Origin of the sequence: Halosegnis sp. (assembly GCF_042216475.1) — an archaeon.
Lineage (GTDB): Archaea > Halobacteriota > Halobacteria > Halobacteriales > Haloarculaceae > Halosegnis.
Window position 1 is genome coordinate 102,370 of record NZ_JBDGTV010000001.1, and the last position, 16,149, is coordinate 118,518.

Here is a 16,149-nt window from a genome sequence, read left to right on the forward strand (position 1 = left end):
GATGGCTATCCTCGAGACAGACGGGCTCACCAAGCGCTTCGGCGGCTTGACAGCGGTCGACGACGTGAACCTCACGGTCGAGCAAAGAGAGACTCGTGCCATCATCGGCCCGAACGGAGCCGGCAAGTCGACGTTCATCAACCTTGTCACCGGTCTGCTGGAGCCGAGTGAGGGCGCCGTCCGGTTCGATGGAAATGACATCACTGGTCAGGAACCACACGAGATCACCCAGCAGGGTGTCTCGAAGTCGTTCCAGACGGCGTCCATCTTCCCGGATATGACTGTCCAAGAGAACGTCCGGCTCGCGGCTATCGCCGCCGAGCGCGGCTCCTTCCGGTTTGACTTCCTCAAGCGACGCGATCGGTTCGATGTGGTAGATGACGTGACCGAGGAGATGCTGCGGGCAGTCGATCTCTGGGCGGATCGCGGCGTCGAAGCGACCAGCCTTCCGTACGGCGACAAGCGCCGACTGGAGATTGCTATTGCACTGGCGTCAGAACCCGACCTGCTGTTTATGGACGAGCCGACGGCTGGCATGTCGCCCGAGGAGACGAACGCGACCGTCGACCTTATCGAACAGCTGCAAGAGGACCTCGGGCTCACCATCGTCCTCGTGGAACACGACATGGAAGTTATTTTCCGCATCGCCGACCGTATCGCCGTCCTCAATCGCGGGGCAATCATCGCCGACGCTACGCCCCAAGAGGTGCAGGACGATCCTGATGTTCAGGAGGCATACCTCGGGGGTGTCGAACTGTGAGTCTGCTTACCGTCGAGCACGTGGAGGCGTACTATGGTGAGAGCCACATCCTCCGTGATCTCTCGATGGAGGTCGACGAAGGCGAAATCTGTGCACTGCTCGGCCGCAATGGTGCGGGCAAAACAACGACGCTCCGGTCAATCGCGGGTGCGCGGCCACCGGAGGTCCAGTCCGGTTCTATCACCTTCCGTGGGGATGATATCACGGCGGAACCGACTGAGGACATCTCTATCCGTGGTATCGGTCTCGTTCCGGAGGAGCGACGGGTCTTCTCGAATCTCACCGTCGAAGAGAATCTCCACCTCTCGGAGGTGTCTCGCAACTCGTCGAACACAGTTGGCCGAGAGGTGCCTGACCTACCAGACGTTCGGCCCCTCTCGGAGCTCTATAACGCGTTTCCCCGACTCGACGAGCGCCAGAATCAGAAGGCTGGTACCCTCTCTGGAGGTGAACAGCAGATGCTCGCCATCGCGCGAGCCCTTCGGCAGGCGCCGGATTTGCTGATGCTCGACGAGCCGTACGAGGGGCTCGCGCCCCAGATCATCGACGACGTCGAAGACGCTATTGCACGTATCAACGACGAGGGCACCACCATTCTTCTCGTTGAGCAGAACGCTGCGGCGGCAATCAACATCGCCGACAAGTGTTACATCATTGACCAAGGGGGGATTGTCTTCGAGGGTGGAGCCGAAGAGCTCCGAGAAGATGAGGAAACCCGCGAGCGGTATCTGGGTGTCTAAGATGCAGGAACTCACCGATGCAACCGACCGGTACGACTTCCTCCTTGAGCACGGCGTGTTCGAAGAAACGGATGACGGCCAGGTTGCCGTAACAGAATCGTTCGACGCCGCAAAGCGCGTCTACCACGACACCTACGCCGAGGTCGACGACGCGACGTTCCAAGAGACGATTGCAGACTTGTTCGAGCTGTCGATCGCGCAGGCCCGCGACCGCATCGACTCGCTCGGTATCACCCGCTCGCAGCTGATTGCCTACCTTACGCTCCAGTCGTACTTAGACGACCAGGACGTGACGGTCGATGGCAACGATCTCGTCGTGATGGCGGGGATGGTGGCTGATGTGGCCCCCGTCTCGCCTGTTCCGGATGAGATGGTCGAACTAACAGACGACGACTACGAGTCGTTCCTCGCGTCCAACCCGGACACGGTCATCTTTGTTTGGAAGCTCCACTGCGAGCCGTGCGAGGCAATGAAGACGGAGCTTGACCAGGTGCGTGCACACATCCCTGACGGCGTGGCGGTCGCTGGCGTCGATGGCGAATCGGTCAACGCGTTCCGTCGCGAGTTTGAGGTGTCTGCAGCGCCGGCGACAATGGCGTTTGTCGGTGGCGAACTCTACGAGACGTTGGAGAGTCGCCGAAAGCCCGAGCGACTCGCCGAGCTGTTCGACGAAGCCTACTGAACAGCCCGGTCAAACCATGGCGGCCGTTCAACGGTCGTCGCCGACACGTTCTGGTAGCGGACACGCCACTCGATATCGACCGTCGCGCCGTCGGTGGTCCCGGAAAACCGGAGCACGAGCGACCGCACCACTCCCTGCTCTGTTACCGTCGCCGTCAGCGAGACATTCCTCACATCGGTGAACTCACTGGTGAACGACGCCTGTCGAAGCTTACCCCCAGAGAGTCGGTAGGCTGTGGTCCCATTCGCCTCGCGTTGCTCAATCGACTCGATGGCAATTGAGCGGAATACGCCGGTGTAAAAGGAGGTGGGGTCCGCCTGCTCACCCCCGAACGGCACCGTCCGCACCCAGTAGCCCCACGTGCCGGCGCCGTCATCAAGCGGGCGGAACTCGTTGTAGATCGTCGAATTGCCACGCGCAAGCCGACGCACGTAGACAGATCCATTCGACCAGAAGCCAGCCCCTGCTGGTGGCCGACCCAGGAACACCGGTCCCTCCGGACCGGTCGTCGCCGCCTGTGAGGCGTAGCTCCGGTCTGTGGCAAGCTCCACCCGGAGGTCGAGACCCGATCGGACGGTGCCGTTCGCGTACCGTTCCGTCCGGTTCGCGATGAGCGTGTATGATTCGTTCTCGAGCGCCGCGGTGTGTGCCTCCGCGAGACTTTCAGGTGAGACAACTCCCTCACGAGTCACTCCAGGTGCGAGCGTCTCGTCCGCCGGAACAGGCGCGGGTGTTGCCGTTTCGGCCGGCGTCTCGACGCTCCCGCCGCCGGCTGGCGCGTTACAGCCCGCGAGGACGACGAGCAGACACACGAGGGCGGCGGTTCGCATACGCCGTGTATGGGCCGCCGTCGCGTAAAGCCACCCACTAGCCGCGGGCATCGGCGTCGTCGTAGCGGTCCGCCACGTAGACCACCCCACCGAGCAGCACGCCAAGCAGGAGCGCAATGGTGGTGCCGCCGTAGACGGCCATCCCGACTGGCGTCGGCGGCAGCTGGATGAGTCCGAACAGTTCCGGGTCGAGCCCCTGCGGGCCAATAGCGCCGATGACGAAACCGATACACGCCGTCAGTAGAACGATGGCGACGTATACCGTCACGACGAGCCGTCGACCGCCGGTCTCCGGTTCCGTCTCGCTCACATGTAGACCCGGGAGCGGTCGGAAGATTAGCCTTTTGACCGCGAGGCGCGAACAGCCGGCATGGAAGAGAAGGAGGCGCTGTTGGGCGTGCTCGCGGCCATTGCGAGCCTAATGTTTCTCACTGGTATCGTGCTCGTGCTCACGAGCCTGAGTTAAGCGGGGTCAGTCGTCGACGCGCCGCACCGCCGACTCGACGTCCCCGCCGTCGGTCCGCACCTCTTCATCGCCGCCGTCCGTCAGTGCCAGCGAGTCCTCATCTGCGGTAAGTTGGTCCTCAAACCACTGGAACTCACGGGAGTGCTGACCGGTTTCCTTGAGGTTCCACGGGTCGCCGTCCTCAACGGCCGGCCCCTCGATGTACGATTGGGCCATGTTCCAGACCCAGATAATCTGGCCGAACAGGATGATGAACGCGCCGACCGTCGCGACTTGGTGGAGCGTGGTCACCTGCGTCAGTGGCGCGATGGCCTCGTTGAACTCGTAGGTTGCGTACCGCCGCGGCATCCCAAGATAGCCCAGCAGCAGGAACGCGAAGAACGTCACGACGACGCCAACCTCTGAGAGCCAGAAGTGCCACTTGGCGAGCGTCTTCTGATACATTTTCCCGGTGACGAGTGGGAACCAGTAGTAGATGGCTCCGAAGCCAGCGAAGGCAATCATCCCCATCACAATCCAGTGGAAGTGGCCGACCACGTAGTAGGTGTCGTGCAGGACGAGGTCGATTGGGATGGCCGCGAGGAACACACCGGTGATGCCGCCGATGACGAAGTTGGCGACGAAGCCAATACAGAACAGCATCGGCGCCGTCAACCGTATCTTCCCGTTCCACATCGTCGTGATCCAATTGAATGTCTTCACGGCGGAGGGGATGGCGATGGCTAGCGAGACGGCCATGAACGACGCCCGGATGCGCGGGTCGATGCCCGTCGAGAACATATGGTGGGCCCAGACGCCGAACGAAAGGACACCGATGGCCAGCGTCGAGTAGATGACGAATTTGTAGCCGAACAGCTTCCGGCCGGAGAATTTCGGCAGAATCCAAGAGACCAGCCCCATCGGCGGCAGGACGAGGATGTACACCTCAGGGTGGCCGAAGAACCAGAACAGGTGCTGCCAGAGGATGGGCGACCCGCCCTCGACAGCAAAGAACTGCGTCGCAAAGTTCCGATCGAGCAGCAACATGATGAGTGCGCTTCCAAGCAGTGGGAACGCAAAGAGGATGAGCGCCGACTGGGTGAGAATGGTCCACGAGAAGATATCAAGATTCGCCCAGTTCACCTTATCCGAGCGCTCGGTGAAGATGGTCGCGATGAAATTGATTGCCCCCATCGTGGCGGAAACGCCAGACAGGTGAAGCCCGAGCAGCATCAGGTCGACCCCTGCGTTAGCTTGCTCTGCCGACAGCGGCGTGTACATCGTCCAAGACGTCTGGGCGGCTGCCACCTCGCCGCCGGTCAGCGGCTTCAGGAAGAAGCCCGCCCAAATGAGTAGCGCTGCCGGTGGAAGCAGCCAGAACGCGATGGCGTTGATACGGGGGAACGCCATGTCGTCGGCGCCGATGAGCAGCGGCACGAAGTAGTTGGAGAACGCCGCGATGATCGGCGTCCCGAACAGGAACAGCATCGTGATCCCGTGGCTCGTCAACAGTCCATTATAGAAGGCGTTGCCGCCAAGTCCGGCGAGCGCGTCCATCGCGGGCGTCGCGAGTTCGACGCGCATCAGCATCACCGCGAGTCCGCCCCAGACGAACGCGATGGTCGCGTAGACGCCGTAGAGAATACCGATGTCTTTGTGATCGACCGTCGTGAGCCACCGGACCAGTCCCGCAGGCTTGTGCCCGTGGTCCGTCTCGTCGCCGTAGCCGGCGCTACCGCCTCCGAGTGGGGAGTACGTGCGGAGATTCTCCATGCGCGAGAGCAGTGCGACGATTCCCACGAGGAAGACCCCCATCAGAACGGTCAGCGCGAGCTGTTCTCCAGCCATGCTCGGCCTTCGGGTCTGGGTGATAAGAAAGGTTGTGTTCCCGGGCAGCGAAGCCTCAGTCGGACCCGTCGTCTAGCTCCGCGTACTCCGCGTTCTCGTCGGGGTTTGCGGCCGCGGCCTCCGGTTCAGCGAACTCCGCCGGCTCCGCTTCCAGTTCCTCCTCGGCGTTGGAGATAGCTTTCCCAGAGTAATAGGTGAGCACGAACAGTCCGCCGAAGGTCAACACGACGATTGCGAACTGGATGGCGGTGCTGGCCGGGTCCGATCCAAATGGGTTGAACAGCGCAAAGACAGCGATGAAGAACGCCATCATCGCGAGCGGGATGGCGTTGACAATCAGATCGAGGAGCGTTTCGCGGTCGAACGTCGAGACCATACCCGACGCTTAGGCTACCGCGTCTAAGAGGTTACGGGTCACGGCCGGCTCAGGTCGCCAGCGGGTCGCCGTCGACGACGGCCGCACCTGCCGCGCTGGCCGCCAGCGCGATGACTCCCGCCGCCGCGATAGAAAACCCGCGGAGCACGATATCGTCCGCGCCCGCAACTGCCCCCAGCACGGCATCGACGCGGACGCCCGTCTGGGAGGTGACGACCCACGCGCCCACGAGCACGAGCACCGCACCGAGGCCGGCCAGCAGCCGCCAGGGCCGCTCACTGTAGCCGGCCTCTTGGACGATGCCCGCGACGCTCCCAACGAATAGCAGTAGTCCGCCGACGGCGACCGGGTACAGCCCCATGAACACGCCCAGCTCGCCAACTGCCAGCCCGAGCGCGACGAACACCGGCCACGGGCTCGCCTTCGAAGCATCGCTGGCTGCGACCCCCTCTGTCTCTCCCTGTGCCATATCCTTCATTGGTGCTGGCCGCCCCAAAGCCTCGTCGGTCCTCAGTATTTGCGGGCGGCGCCGGTCAGTTCGTGGAACTCGTCCATCAGCGCGTCCCGGCGGTTGCGCCACTCCGCGAACCCGTCTGGCGAGTCGGGGTACGACTCGTATACCTCCTTCAGCCGGCCAGCGATACGGTTAACCCGTGCCAATTCCGTCAGCGTCCCCCAGTGGCCGAACGTGTCGAGTGCGGTCTTCAGCTTCAGTCGCCATCCCATCGATGTGGTCCCCTCCCGGCCGATGGCGTCCGCCAGCTGCTGGCCAGGGATAGCTGAGACGATGTCAACCAACTCGTCGACATCGTAGCTGCCGCCCCAGATGTTGTACAGATCCATCGCGGCAAACTTCTTACCGAAGTCCGTCTGCACCTTTCGGTTGTACGCCCACAGCGCCGCCTCATCGTCGGTCACCTCTTCGTCGATGGCCTCAACGGCGGCTTGTGCGGCCCAGTGGCCCGCTTTCGCCGCGCCCGGAATCCCCCCGCCAGTGCAGGGGTTGACGTGGGCGGCGGCGTCGCCGACGGCCATGTAGCCGGGTGCGACCGCCGAGTCGTACGGCCGGCGGGTCGGGAGCGCGGCACCCAACTTGTCACGGACCGTCGCGTCGCGGAACTCGGGCCGCTCTTGGACGTCCTCGCGGAGCGTCTGCACCAGCTTCATCGGCTCTTTGTTCATCTGGAATCCCAGCCCGACGTTGATCTCACGGGCGGTCCGCGGGAAGTACCATAGGTAGCCGAGTTCTTCGGTAGGTTTGAACACGATGGCGTCGTCGTAATCGACCGGCTCGCGCGTCTCGATGACCTCGCGGTACGCTGAGCAGAACTGCCGGTAGTCGACGTTCGTGTCGAAGGTCGTCCCATCAAAGTCGGTTTTGTCCTGCAACAACGATAGCGCGCCCGCTGCGTCGATGACTACCTCGGCGTCGTACTTTTTGGCGGTTCCCTTGCATACGGCGGTAACGCCGTGAACCGCGCCGTTCTGGCGGATGTCCTTCACGACGGTGTCGTAGTGGATGTCCGCACCTGCCTCCTCGGCCTCTTCGAGGAGCACCTCGCCGTAGCGCTTCCGGTCGATAACCGCGCCTGGGTCGTCGAAGCCGACCTCTACCTCGTCGCCGCCGGGGTTGAGGAACACCGCCCGCTCGATACCCTGGTTGGAGAAGGACTCCTCGCGTAGGCGGTCGAGGTCCACCACATCGGGGAACGTTGACTTCCCCTTGATGGCGTCGCCGCAAGCGATATGGCCTGCCTCCTCCGGCGACTTGCGCTCGAGGATAACCGCGTCGAGCCCTTCGCGGGCGACCGTCGCGGCGGCGAAGGCTCCTGCGGTCCCCCCGCCGACGACGACCACATCGTAGGCTTCTGCTGTCATTAGCAACCGTTTACAAAGCAGGCGTGAAAAAACAGTCGGGACGGGCCGACCACGTACCGGTGGGACGCAACGTCTCTACAACTCTCATCACCGCCCAACCAGAGTCTGGCTGGGCTTTTGATGCAGACTGTTTGACGAGTAATCTCAGCAAAAGGCGACCCCAGATTGAAAACGGTACTAGTAAAACTCCCGCACGAGGTCCATCGCCTCCTCGGGCGGCTCCTCAGGGATGTCGGCCATGTTCTGGTCGACACCCTCGAGTTCTTCGTAGGGGACCGAGTCCTCGTCCTGGTAGAGGACGCCCTGGTACTCCGTTGAGCGGTCGAGAATCTTCTCCTTGGCGGCGTCGTAGTCGGAGGGGTCGTGTTCTCCTTCACCGACATCAACCAGCGCATCTCGGAAGTAGTCGTACGTGTCGACGTCGTTGAACGTGACGCACGGCGAGAACACATTGACGAAGCCAAAGCCGTCGTGTTCAACGGCCCGCTGGACGATTTCGGCGTGCCGCTGGGCATCCGAGGAGAACGACTGTGCGATGAACGTGCCGCCCGCAGCCAGCGCGAGCGCCAGCGGATTCACCGGCTGCTGGTGAGTTCCCTCAGGGGAGGTGGCCGTCTCGAAATCCTCCCGAGAGGTGGGCGAGAACTGCCCTTTCGTCAACCCATAGATGCGGTTGTCCATTACGACGTAGGTCATGTCCACGTTGCGGCGGACGGCGTGGACAAAGTGGCCCGCACCGATGGAGTAGCCGTCGCCGTCTCCGCCCGCGACCATCACCTCAAGATTGGGATTGGCCATCTTCACGCCAGTTCCGACCGGGAGTGCGCGCCCGTGGACACCGTGAAGCGCATACGAGTGCATGTACGTCCCAATCTTCCCTGAGCATCCGATACCCGCGACGACGAATGTGTCGTCTGGGTGGTTCCCTGTGTTCGCGAGGGCTTTCATCATCCCGTTCATTGTCCCGAAGTCGCCGCAGCCGGGACACCACGTCGGTTGCTTGTCTGACTTGAAGTCGACGAATCTGATGTTTTCGCTCATGCTTCCACCTCCTCGCCGCTCGCGACCCCAAGCGCTTGCTTGAGGTCGTTCGCGAGCTCGTCCGCCTTGAATCGGACACCATTGTACTTGTTCAGTCGCTCGACCCGCTGGAGCGTATCGTGTTCGAGCGCGTCCGCGAACTGCCCGGTCGCGTTACACTCAACGACAACGACCTCGTCGGCCGCCTCGAACGCCTCTGTGAGATCCGGCCGCGGGAACAGATACGGCACCGAGAGGAACCGGACATCGATACCATCCTCCTCAAGGAAGCCGATTGCCTCCCGCATCGCCCCCTCGTTGGAGCCCCACGAGACGACGAGGTTGTCGCTGTCGGGGTTGCCGAACTCGCGAGGACTCCAGTCCTCCCGCTCACGGGCGGTCTCGACCTTCCGATTGCGCTTGTCCACCTGCTCAACGCGCATGTCTGTTTCCTCTGTCCGGCGGCCGAGTTCGTCGTGCTCTAACCCTGTGGACATGTGCGCGCCCTCGCTCGTTCCGGGGAATGCCCGCGGGGAGACGCCGTCCTCGGTGATGGCGTGCGGCTGGAACTGGCCGGCGTCGTTCTGCCACTCGTCGATGGTCTCCTCGTCAACGACCTTCCCCCGGTCGATTTCTACCTCGTCCATGTCGAAGACCTCCGGCGGGAACGTCTGCTCGGTGACCGCCATTGCGAGATCTGACAGGAGATAGACGGGCGTTTGGTACTTCTCGGCAAGGTTGAACGCCTCGACGGTCTTCCAGAAGCACTCCGAGACGGTGGTCGGCGCGACGACGAACCGCGGAATCTCGCCGTGGCCACCGTACAGCGCCATATCGAGATCGCCCTGCTCCTGTTTTGTTGGCATCCCTGTTGAAGGGCCTGAGCGCATCACGTCCGCAATGACGAGCGGTGTCTCCGAGGTGGCTACCAGCCCGAACGTCTCGGCCATCAGATCGATGCCTGGCCCAGAGGTGGCCGTCATGGCGCGTGCGCCGGCGCGTGCAGCCCCAAGTGCCATATTGACTGCGGAGAGTTCGTCTTCTGCCTGGACAACTTTGCCGCCGAAGTCGTCGATGCGACCCGTCAGGTACGTCATCACGTCCGTTGCGGGGGTGATTGGATAACCCGCATAGAACCGACAGCCGGCCGCGATGGCGCCCATACCGATAGCCTCGTCGCCGTTCAGCAACACATAGTCATTGTCCGTTGTCTCGAGCTCGTAGCCGAATTCGTGGTCGTACTCCTCTTGAACGTACTCTTGGCCGAGCCGTGCAGCCTCCTTGTTCGTGTCGACGATGGCCTCTCCCTTGTTGGCGAACCGCTTCTCCAGCGACTCGTCAAGATTCTCGATGGGGAACTCGGCGACTTCGCAGGCCGCACCCAGCGCGACGATGTTGCGCACGATGGCGCCGCCGGCCTCCTCGGCCAGCCGCTTGAGCGGGACGTCAAGCCCGATCATCCCATCGGGTGCCTCGAAGTCAGACATCATCGTCCGCTCACCGTCGTAGATGATGACCGACCCCTCGTGTAGTTCGTCCATGTTCTCCTCGACGGTGCGCTCCGTCAGCGCGATGAGGATGTCGAGTCGGTCGACCACGCTCTCCACGCGGTCTACGGACGTCCGAACCTTGTACGCGGTGTACCCGCCGCGGATGCGGGAAGCGAAGTCCTTCGAGGTGAAGACGTGTCGCCCCGCTCGCGAGAGGGCCTGGGCGAAGATCTTCCCGGTGGAGTCGATCCCATCGCCGGCTTCCCCGCCGATGGCCCAGTTGAGGTCCTCTGGCATACTACCTCGCGGTTCCAGCCGGTGGACGTTAAGGCTTCGGAATAGCCGAGCTACCCCCCAACTCGGACGACGAATGTCCGAGACGGCGCGGCGACGGCTGCTAATTCCGACCGTTCGTCCAGCCGCTACTTGACTGGCGTGCCGTGTGGGAGAGAATCCCGCGACGTCTGACCGAAAGTGCCTTTCGGCGCCCCCGGCTTCGCCACGTATGGACCCCGTCGAAACCACCGTCCGCGCTGTCCGCGACGTCGGCCCGGACACCGTCGCTATCGACCTTGCTACGCCTGAGGGCTTCGTCGCTGCCCCCGGCCAGTTCGTGAAGCTAACCGCCTACCTCGACGACGAGGTGTCTCGCTTCTATACAGTCTCCTCGCCGGACACCGAAGAGACGTTCGAGCTGACCGTCTCCTACGATCCCGAGGAGGGTGGCGCCCTCTCGGAGTACCTGCTTGAGCTGGAGGCCGGCAGCGCCGTCACCATCACCGGTCCCTTTGGTGGCGACTACTACGACGGGGAGCCGCGGAGCCTCGTGCTTGCGGGCGGTCCGGGAGTCGGTCCCGCCGTCGGCATCGCCGAGGCCGCCCTCCGGGACGGCAACGAGGTGACCGTCGTCTACCGCGACGACGAGCCGGTCCACGAGGAGCGGCTCGCAGCCGCCGCCGCGGCCGGTGCCGAGGTGTACGTGCTGGGCGCAGACGCGGCCGTCACCGACGCCGTCGTCGAGGCGTACGACGGCCAGCAGCTGTTCGTCTACGGCTTCGACGCGTTCGTTGACCTCGCCGAGCGCGCGGTCGAAGACGCGGGCGGCTCGATGGAGGGTGCAAAGGTCGAGAATTTCGGCTGAACCCCTCACTGTGGGGACCGACTCTGCCGGCCCCGCGTATAAAATCCTCTGTGAAACGCTACCAGCGCAGCCCTGCGGTCGACTCCGGTGGGGCGCCTCGCTCGCTCAGCCCGGCGTACGCGGGCTACAGGGGCGTTTGACGACCGCGACTAGTGCTCGACGAACTCCACGAGGACGCCGCCCGTCGACTTCGGATGACAGAACGCCACCTCGTGGCCCCATGCGCCCGGACGCGGCTCCGAGTCGATAAGGTCGACGCCTCGGTCTTCGGCCCGCTGAAGTGCCGCGCCGATGTCGTCGGTCGCGAACGCGAGATGATGGATGCCCGGCCCGTTCTCCTCAAGATACGATGCGATGGCTCCCTCATCGGCGGTCGGCTCGATGAGCTCGAGATAGTCTCCCCCGATGTCGAGGAAGACGATCTCCATCCCGTCGAGGAGCTCCTCGTGAACAACGTCGGCTTCAAGCAGGTCTTCGAAGAGGAAAACGAGCGAATCGGTATCAGTCGTTGCGATGCCGGCGTGATCGACGTGCATACCGCCACGTGGCCGGCAACGTGCTAAAAGCCGGCGGGGACGCGTCGACCACGACCACGGTGTGGCACGGTCCGGCGAGACAGGGATTGCTGATTAGATACCGGCCCGGTGCTCGCCGAACACGTCACGCATCGCGTCGGCGATTTCGCCAGTTGTCGCGTACGCCTTCACCGCGTCGACGATGTACGGCATCACGTTCTCGTCGCTCTCGCAGGCCTCCCGTAGACTCGCGAGCGCGTCCTCGACGGCGGCGTCCTCCCGCCTGTCGCGCAGCTCCTGTAGCTGCTGAATCTGCCGCTGTTGTTCTTTCTCACTCACTTCCTCAATGTCCTCCTTCGGCTCCTCGTCAACCTCGTACTCGTTGACGCCGACAATAATCCGCTCGCCTGTCTCTATCTCACGCTGGCGCTCGAAGGCGACATCTTGGATTTGTCCCTGTACCCAGCCCGATTCGACGGCTTCCTTCATCCCGCCGCGCTCGTCCACCTCGTCGATAATGTCGAATGCCTCCGCCTCGATATCGTCAGTGAGCGATTCGACGTAGTAGGAGCCGGCGAGCGGGTCGATGGTATCGGCAGCACCGGATTCGTGGGCAAGAATCTGCTGGGTGCGAAGTGCCGTCCGTACTGACTCCTCAGTAGGCAGCGACAGCGCCTCGTCTTTCCCGTTGGTGTGCAGCGACTGCGTACCGCCTAGTACCGCCGCAAGCGCCTGGTATCCGACTCGCACGACATTGTTCTCGATCTGCTGGGCGGTGAGCGTCGAGCCGGCGGTCTGGGTATGGAACTTCAGCTGTTTGGACTCGGGCTTCTCGGCGCCGAACCGCTCGTCCATGATTTTGTACCACATCCGGCGGGCCGCTCGGAACTTCGCAACCTCCTCCAAGATATTGTTGTACGACGCGAAGAAGAAACTCAACTGCGGGGCGAACTCGTCAACGTCTTGGCCGGCTTCGATAGCCGTCTCGACGTATTCGATGCCGTCTGCGAGTGTAAATGCAATCTCTTGGGCGGCCGTTGAGCCGGCCTCCCGGATGTGGTAGCCGGAGATGGAAATGGTGTTGAAATTGGGTACCTCCTCAGCGCAGAATTCGAAGATGTCGGTAATGAGTCGCATCGACGGCTCAGGCGGGAAAATATACGTGTTGCGCGCGATGTACTCTTTGAGAACATCGTTCTGGATTGTGCCCCGAAGCTCCTCGCGGGGCACCCCCTGCTTGTCGCCGACGGCAATATACATCGCCAACAGAATGGCTGCGGGCGCATTGATAGTCATCGAGGTTGAGACTTCGTCCAGCGAGATGCCGTCGAAGACGGTCTCGAAGTCATCCAGAGAGTCGATGGCGACCCCCGACTTCCCTACCTCTCCCTGTGCCATCTCGGCATCGGAGTCGTAGCCCATCTGCGTCGGCAGGTCGAACGCCATCGACAGCCCCGAGGAACCCTCGTCGATGAGATAGCGGAACCGCTCGTTGGTCTCCTCGGCGGTGCCCATCCCCGCGTACTGGCGCATCGTCCACAGCCGCCCGCGGTACATCGTCGAGTAGACCCCCCGGGTGAACGGCGCCTCAGCGGGGTTGCCGAGGTCCGCCTCGTAGTCGAGGTCCGCGACGTCCGCGGGGGTGTAGAGGGGGTCCACCTCGCGGCCGCCGGTGTCGGTCGTGAACTCCTCTTTCCGCTCACCGAACCGCTCGACGGTGGCTCCGTACGTCTCCTCCTCCCAGGCCTGCTTCGCTTCGCGTATCCGGGCGAGCTCCTCGTCGTCGAACATGCCGTACCGTTCCGTGCCGCGCGGTTTAACGGTTTGTGGACGCCCCCGCCGGGGTCAGCCGGTGTCGTACTTGTACGTCGCCTCCTCGGGGTCGATGCCGAAGTCCTCGGGCGACTCCGGGGGCTCCTCCTCCTCGGCCGGCTCGGCGGTCTCTGCGGCCTGCTTGAACCGGTCGCGGAGCCGGTCCGGCATCCGGAACCGATCGGCGTCGATCACCATCGGTACCACCGTGTCGTGTCGTTCCCGCTTCTCCGCGAGCCGGTCGCGGAGGCTCTCGGGGAGCTCCGACTCCTCGACGGGCCGGAAGCCGAACTGCGCGAGGTACTCGTGGGCGGGCGCGAGCGCGAACACCCGCTCGTACCCCTCGATGCCCGCGTTGCGGAGCAGCCGCTCGATGACGTGTGCGCCCACCCCCTGGCCGCGCCAGCCGTCGAGGACGCCGATGCTCGTTAGCTCGCAGGCATCGTCCTCGCGGTGGACCCGGAACCGGCCGAAGCCGGCCCGCGTCGAGGACTCGTCGTCGACGGCGATGACGTAGTCGCGCGAGCGGAACGCGGTGTCGTCGAGCCCCATCTCCTCGATGTGGTCGAGGAGCCACGCCTCGTCCCGGTTTCGCGCGTCCCTCACGTACATGGCCGCCGGTACGACGGCCGGCGTGAAAACTCCTCGCCAGCGGCGTCGGTCCGTCGGCGCCCGCGCGACGGGCAACCGTTATCCCGGGTGCGGTCCCACGGCCGCGTATGAGCAGCGACGGGGCGACGCTGGAGGAGCTGGACCACATCGTACACGAGCCGTCCGAGGCGTTCGTCGAGTCGACGAACGTCCACGCGTTCATGGAGGCGTACGACATCGACGACTACGACGAGCTCATCGAGCGCACCACGACCGACGTCCCCGGCGAGCCCGACAGCGGTCTCGACTGGTTCTGGGGCGAACTCCCCGACTATCTCGACATCGAGTGGTACGAGGAGCCGGACGCGGTGCGGGACGACACCGACGGCCCGCAGTTCACCGACTGGTACCCCGGCGGCCGTATCAACGTCGCGCACAACACGCTCGACAGACACGCCGCCCGCGACAGCGAGCGGCGCAACAAGGTCGCCTGCATCTGGGAGGGCGAGGAGGGGACGACTCGCGACGTCACCTTCCACGAGCTCGCCCGCCAGTCGAACCAGGTGGCCAACTACCTCGACGAGCGGGGCGTCGGGAAGGGCGACACCGTCGCGCTGTACATGCCGATGGTGCCGGAGGTCATCGCCATCCTCTACGGCTGTTTCAAGGTCGGCGCCATCGCCGTCCCCATCTTTTCCGGCTTCGGCGTCGACGCGACGGCGACCCGTATCGAGGACCCCGAGGCCGACGTGCTGTTCACCGCCGACGGCTTCTCGCGGCGCGGCTCGACGGTGACGCTGAAGGACGCCGCCGACGAGGCGCTCGCGGAGGTCGAGACGGACGTCGAGGACGTCGTCGTCTACCGGCGGTTCGAGGACTCCGACCCGCCGATGACGGGCGGCCGCGACGAGTTCTGGGCCGACGCCGTCGCGACGCGGTCGGACACGTTCGACACCGTCGAACTCGCGGCCAGCGACGAGTGCATGCTGCTGTACTCCTCGGGGACGACCGGGAAGCCGAAGGGCATCGTCCACACCCACGCCGGCGTCCAGATACAGTGTGCAAAGGAGATCCACTTCGGCTTCGACCAGAAGCCGGCCGACCGCTTCTTCTGGGTGTCCGACATCGGCTGGATGATGGGGCCGTGGACGCTCATCGGCAACCACACGTTCGGCGGCACCGTCTTCATGTACGAGGGCGCGCCCGACTACCCCCAGCCGGACCGCTTCTGGGCGATGATCGACCGCCACGACATCACCCAGTTCGGCATCTCGCCGACGGCCATCCGTGCGCTCCGCAAGCAGGGCGACGAGTGGCTGGAGGGTCACGACCTCTCCAGCCTACGGCTGCTCGGCTCGACGGGTGAGCCGTGGGACCCCGAGTCCTGGCGGTGGTTCTACGAGAACGTCGGCAACGGTGAGGCGCCCATCATCAACATCTCCGGCGGCACCGAGATCTGCGGCTGCTTCCTGATGCCGATGCCGACACAGCCGCTGAAGCCGTGCACGCTCGGCGGCCCCGGCCTCGGGATGGACATCGACATCGTGGACGCGCGGGGCGACTCCATCGCCGACACGGGCGAGCGGGGGTATCTGGTCGCCCGCGACTCTTGTCCGTCGATGACGAAGAGCCTCTGGTCTGGTGACGAGCGGTACCTCGAGGAGTACTGGTCGCGGTTCGAGGACGTCTGGAACCACGGCGACTGGGCTCAGAAGGACACGGACGGCTTCTGGTTCCTCCACGGCCGGGCCGACGACGTGCTCAACGTCGCCGGCCGGAAGGTGGGCCCCGCCGAGGTGGAGGGCGCCGCGATGGACCACGAGGCCGTCAACCAGGCGGCGGCCGTCGGCGTCCCCGACGACACGACGGGGACGGCCGTCGTCCTGTACGTCGTCCTCGAGGCGGGGGCCGACGAGACGGACGCGCTCCGCGAGGAGATACGCGATATGGTGGGTGCGGAGCTGGGCAAGCCGTTCCGGCCGCGCGAGGTGCTGTTCGTCGACGAGTTCCCCAAGACCCAG

16 protein-coding genes are annotated in these 16,149 nt (G+C 64.0%); 5 read left to right on the forward strand and 11 right to left on the reverse strand.

Annotated features, from left to right (window positions below; all coding sequences use genetic code 11):
* Nucleotide 1 precedes the first annotated feature (1 nt).
* The 3 genes from ABEJ63_RS00575 to ABEJ63_RS00585 are packed head-to-tail and all read left to right on the forward strand — an operon-like array spanning nt 2 to nt 2,182.
* Nucleotides 2-760 carry an ABC transporter ATP-binding protein gene (locus ABEJ63_RS00575; protein ID WP_375794387.1) on the forward strand — a complete coding sequence of 253 codons (759 nt, stop codon included), beginning with the start codon at nt 2-4 and terminating at the stop codon, nt 758-760.
* Entirely contained in the window at nt 757-1,500 is a 744-nt protein-coding gene (locus ABEJ63_RS00580) for an ABC transporter ATP-binding protein (protein WP_375794388.1), read from the forward strand. The genes ABEJ63_RS00575 and ABEJ63_RS00580 overlap by 4 nt, the downstream gene beginning before the upstream one ends.
* A 1-nt stretch (nt 1,501) precedes the next feature.
* The gene (locus tag ABEJ63_RS00585; protein WP_375794389.1) at nt 1,502-2,182 is read left to right on the forward strand and encodes a thioredoxin family protein; all 681 of its coding nucleotides are present in this window, start codon (nt 1,502-1,504) and stop codon (nt 2,180-2,182) included.
* Here the strand turns inward: ABEJ63_RS00585 and ABEJ63_RS00590 are convergent.
* The 8 genes from ABEJ63_RS00590 to ABEJ63_RS00625 all read right to left on the reverse strand — a co-directional run bounded on the left by ABEJ63_RS00590 (nt 2,176) and on the right by ABEJ63_RS00625 (nt 10,366).
* A complete protein-coding gene (locus ABEJ63_RS00590; RefSeq protein WP_375794390.1) occupies nt 2,176-3,012 on the reverse strand; it encodes a hypothetical protein in 837 nt (278 codons plus the stop codon). The two genes, ABEJ63_RS00585 and ABEJ63_RS00590, sit on opposite strands and share 7 nt — an antisense overlap.
* Before the next feature lie 37 nt (nt 3,013-3,049).
* Entirely contained in the window at nt 3,050-3,322 is a 273-nt protein-coding gene (locus tag ABEJ63_RS00595) for a cox cluster protein (RefSeq protein ID WP_375794391.1), read from the reverse strand.
* Nucleotides 3,323-3,484: 162 nt separating this feature from the next.
* Nucleotides 3,485-5,305 carry a cbb3-type cytochrome c oxidase subunit I gene (locus tag ABEJ63_RS00600; RefSeq protein WP_375794392.1) on the reverse strand — a complete coding sequence of 607 codons (1,821 nt, stop codon included), beginning with the start codon at nt 5,303-5,305 and terminating at the stop codon, nt 3,485-3,487.
* A gap of 55 nt (nt 5,306-5,360) precedes the next feature.
* Nucleotides 5,361-5,681, reverse strand: a complete 321-nt coding sequence (locus ABEJ63_RS00605) for a DUF6684 family protein (protein WP_375794393.1) — start codon at nt 5,679-5,681, stop codon at nt 5,361-5,363.
* 49 nt (nt 5,682-5,730) lie between these two features.
* The gene (locus tag ABEJ63_RS00610; RefSeq protein ID WP_375794394.1) at nt 5,731-6,150 is read right to left on the reverse strand and encodes a cox cluster protein; all 420 of its coding nucleotides are present in this window, start codon (nt 6,148-6,150) and stop codon (nt 5,731-5,733) included.
* Between the two features lie 41 nt (nt 6,151-6,191).
* Nucleotides 6,192-7,559: a geranylgeranyl reductase family protein gene (locus ABEJ63_RS00615; protein ID WP_375794395.1), complete on the reverse strand. Its 1,368-nt coding sequence runs from the start codon at nt 7,557-7,559 to the stop codon at nt 6,192-6,194.
* A 177-nt stretch (nt 7,560-7,736) separates the two neighbouring features.
* A complete protein-coding gene (locus ABEJ63_RS00620; protein ID WP_375794396.1) occupies nt 7,737-8,600 on the reverse strand; it encodes a 2-oxoacid:ferredoxin oxidoreductase subunit beta in 864 nt (287 codons plus the stop codon).
* A complete protein-coding gene (locus ABEJ63_RS00625) occupies nt 8,597-10,366 on the reverse strand; it encodes a 2-oxoacid:acceptor oxidoreductase subunit alpha (protein WP_375794397.1) in 1,770 nt (589 codons plus the stop codon). Before ABEJ63_RS00625 ends, ABEJ63_RS00620 begins: the two co-directional genes overlap by 4 nt.
* 208 nt (nt 10,367-10,574) lie before the next feature.
* Between ABEJ63_RS00625 and ABEJ63_RS00630 the strand changes: the two genes are divergently transcribed.
* Nucleotides 10,575-11,210, forward strand: coding sequence for an FAD-binding oxidoreductase (locus ABEJ63_RS00630; protein WP_375794398.1), 636 nt, complete (start codon nt 10,575-10,577; stop codon nt 11,208-11,210).
* A gap of 149 nt (nt 11,211-11,359) precedes the next feature.
* Here ABEJ63_RS00630 and mce read toward each other — a convergent pair whose 3' ends face one another.
* The 3 genes from mce to ABEJ63_RS00645 form a co-directional block, all read right to left on the reverse strand.
* Nucleotides 11,360-11,746 carry a methylmalonyl-CoA epimerase gene (gene mce, locus ABEJ63_RS00635; protein WP_375794399.1) on the reverse strand — a complete coding sequence of 129 codons (387 nt, stop codon included), beginning with the start codon at nt 11,744-11,746 and terminating at the stop codon, nt 11,360-11,362.
* A gap of 93 nt (nt 11,747-11,839) precedes the next feature.
* A complete protein-coding gene (locus ABEJ63_RS00640; protein WP_375794400.1) occupies nt 11,840-13,516 on the reverse strand; it encodes a methylmalonyl-CoA mutase in 1,677 nt (558 codons plus the stop codon).
* Nucleotides 13,517-13,570: 54 nt separating this feature from the next.
* On the reverse strand, nt 13,571-14,149 hold the full coding sequence (locus ABEJ63_RS00645) for a GNAT family N-acetyltransferase (protein ID WP_375794401.1): 579 nt from the start codon (nt 14,147-14,149) through the stop codon (nt 13,571-13,573).
* Nucleotides 14,150-14,256: 107 nt separating this feature from the next.
* Between ABEJ63_RS00645 and ABEJ63_RS00650 the strand changes: the two genes are divergently transcribed.
* A partial coding sequence (locus tag ABEJ63_RS00650; RefSeq protein WP_375794402.1) for an AMP-binding protein occupies nt 14,257-16,149 on the forward strand: 1,893 nt, incomplete at its 3' end.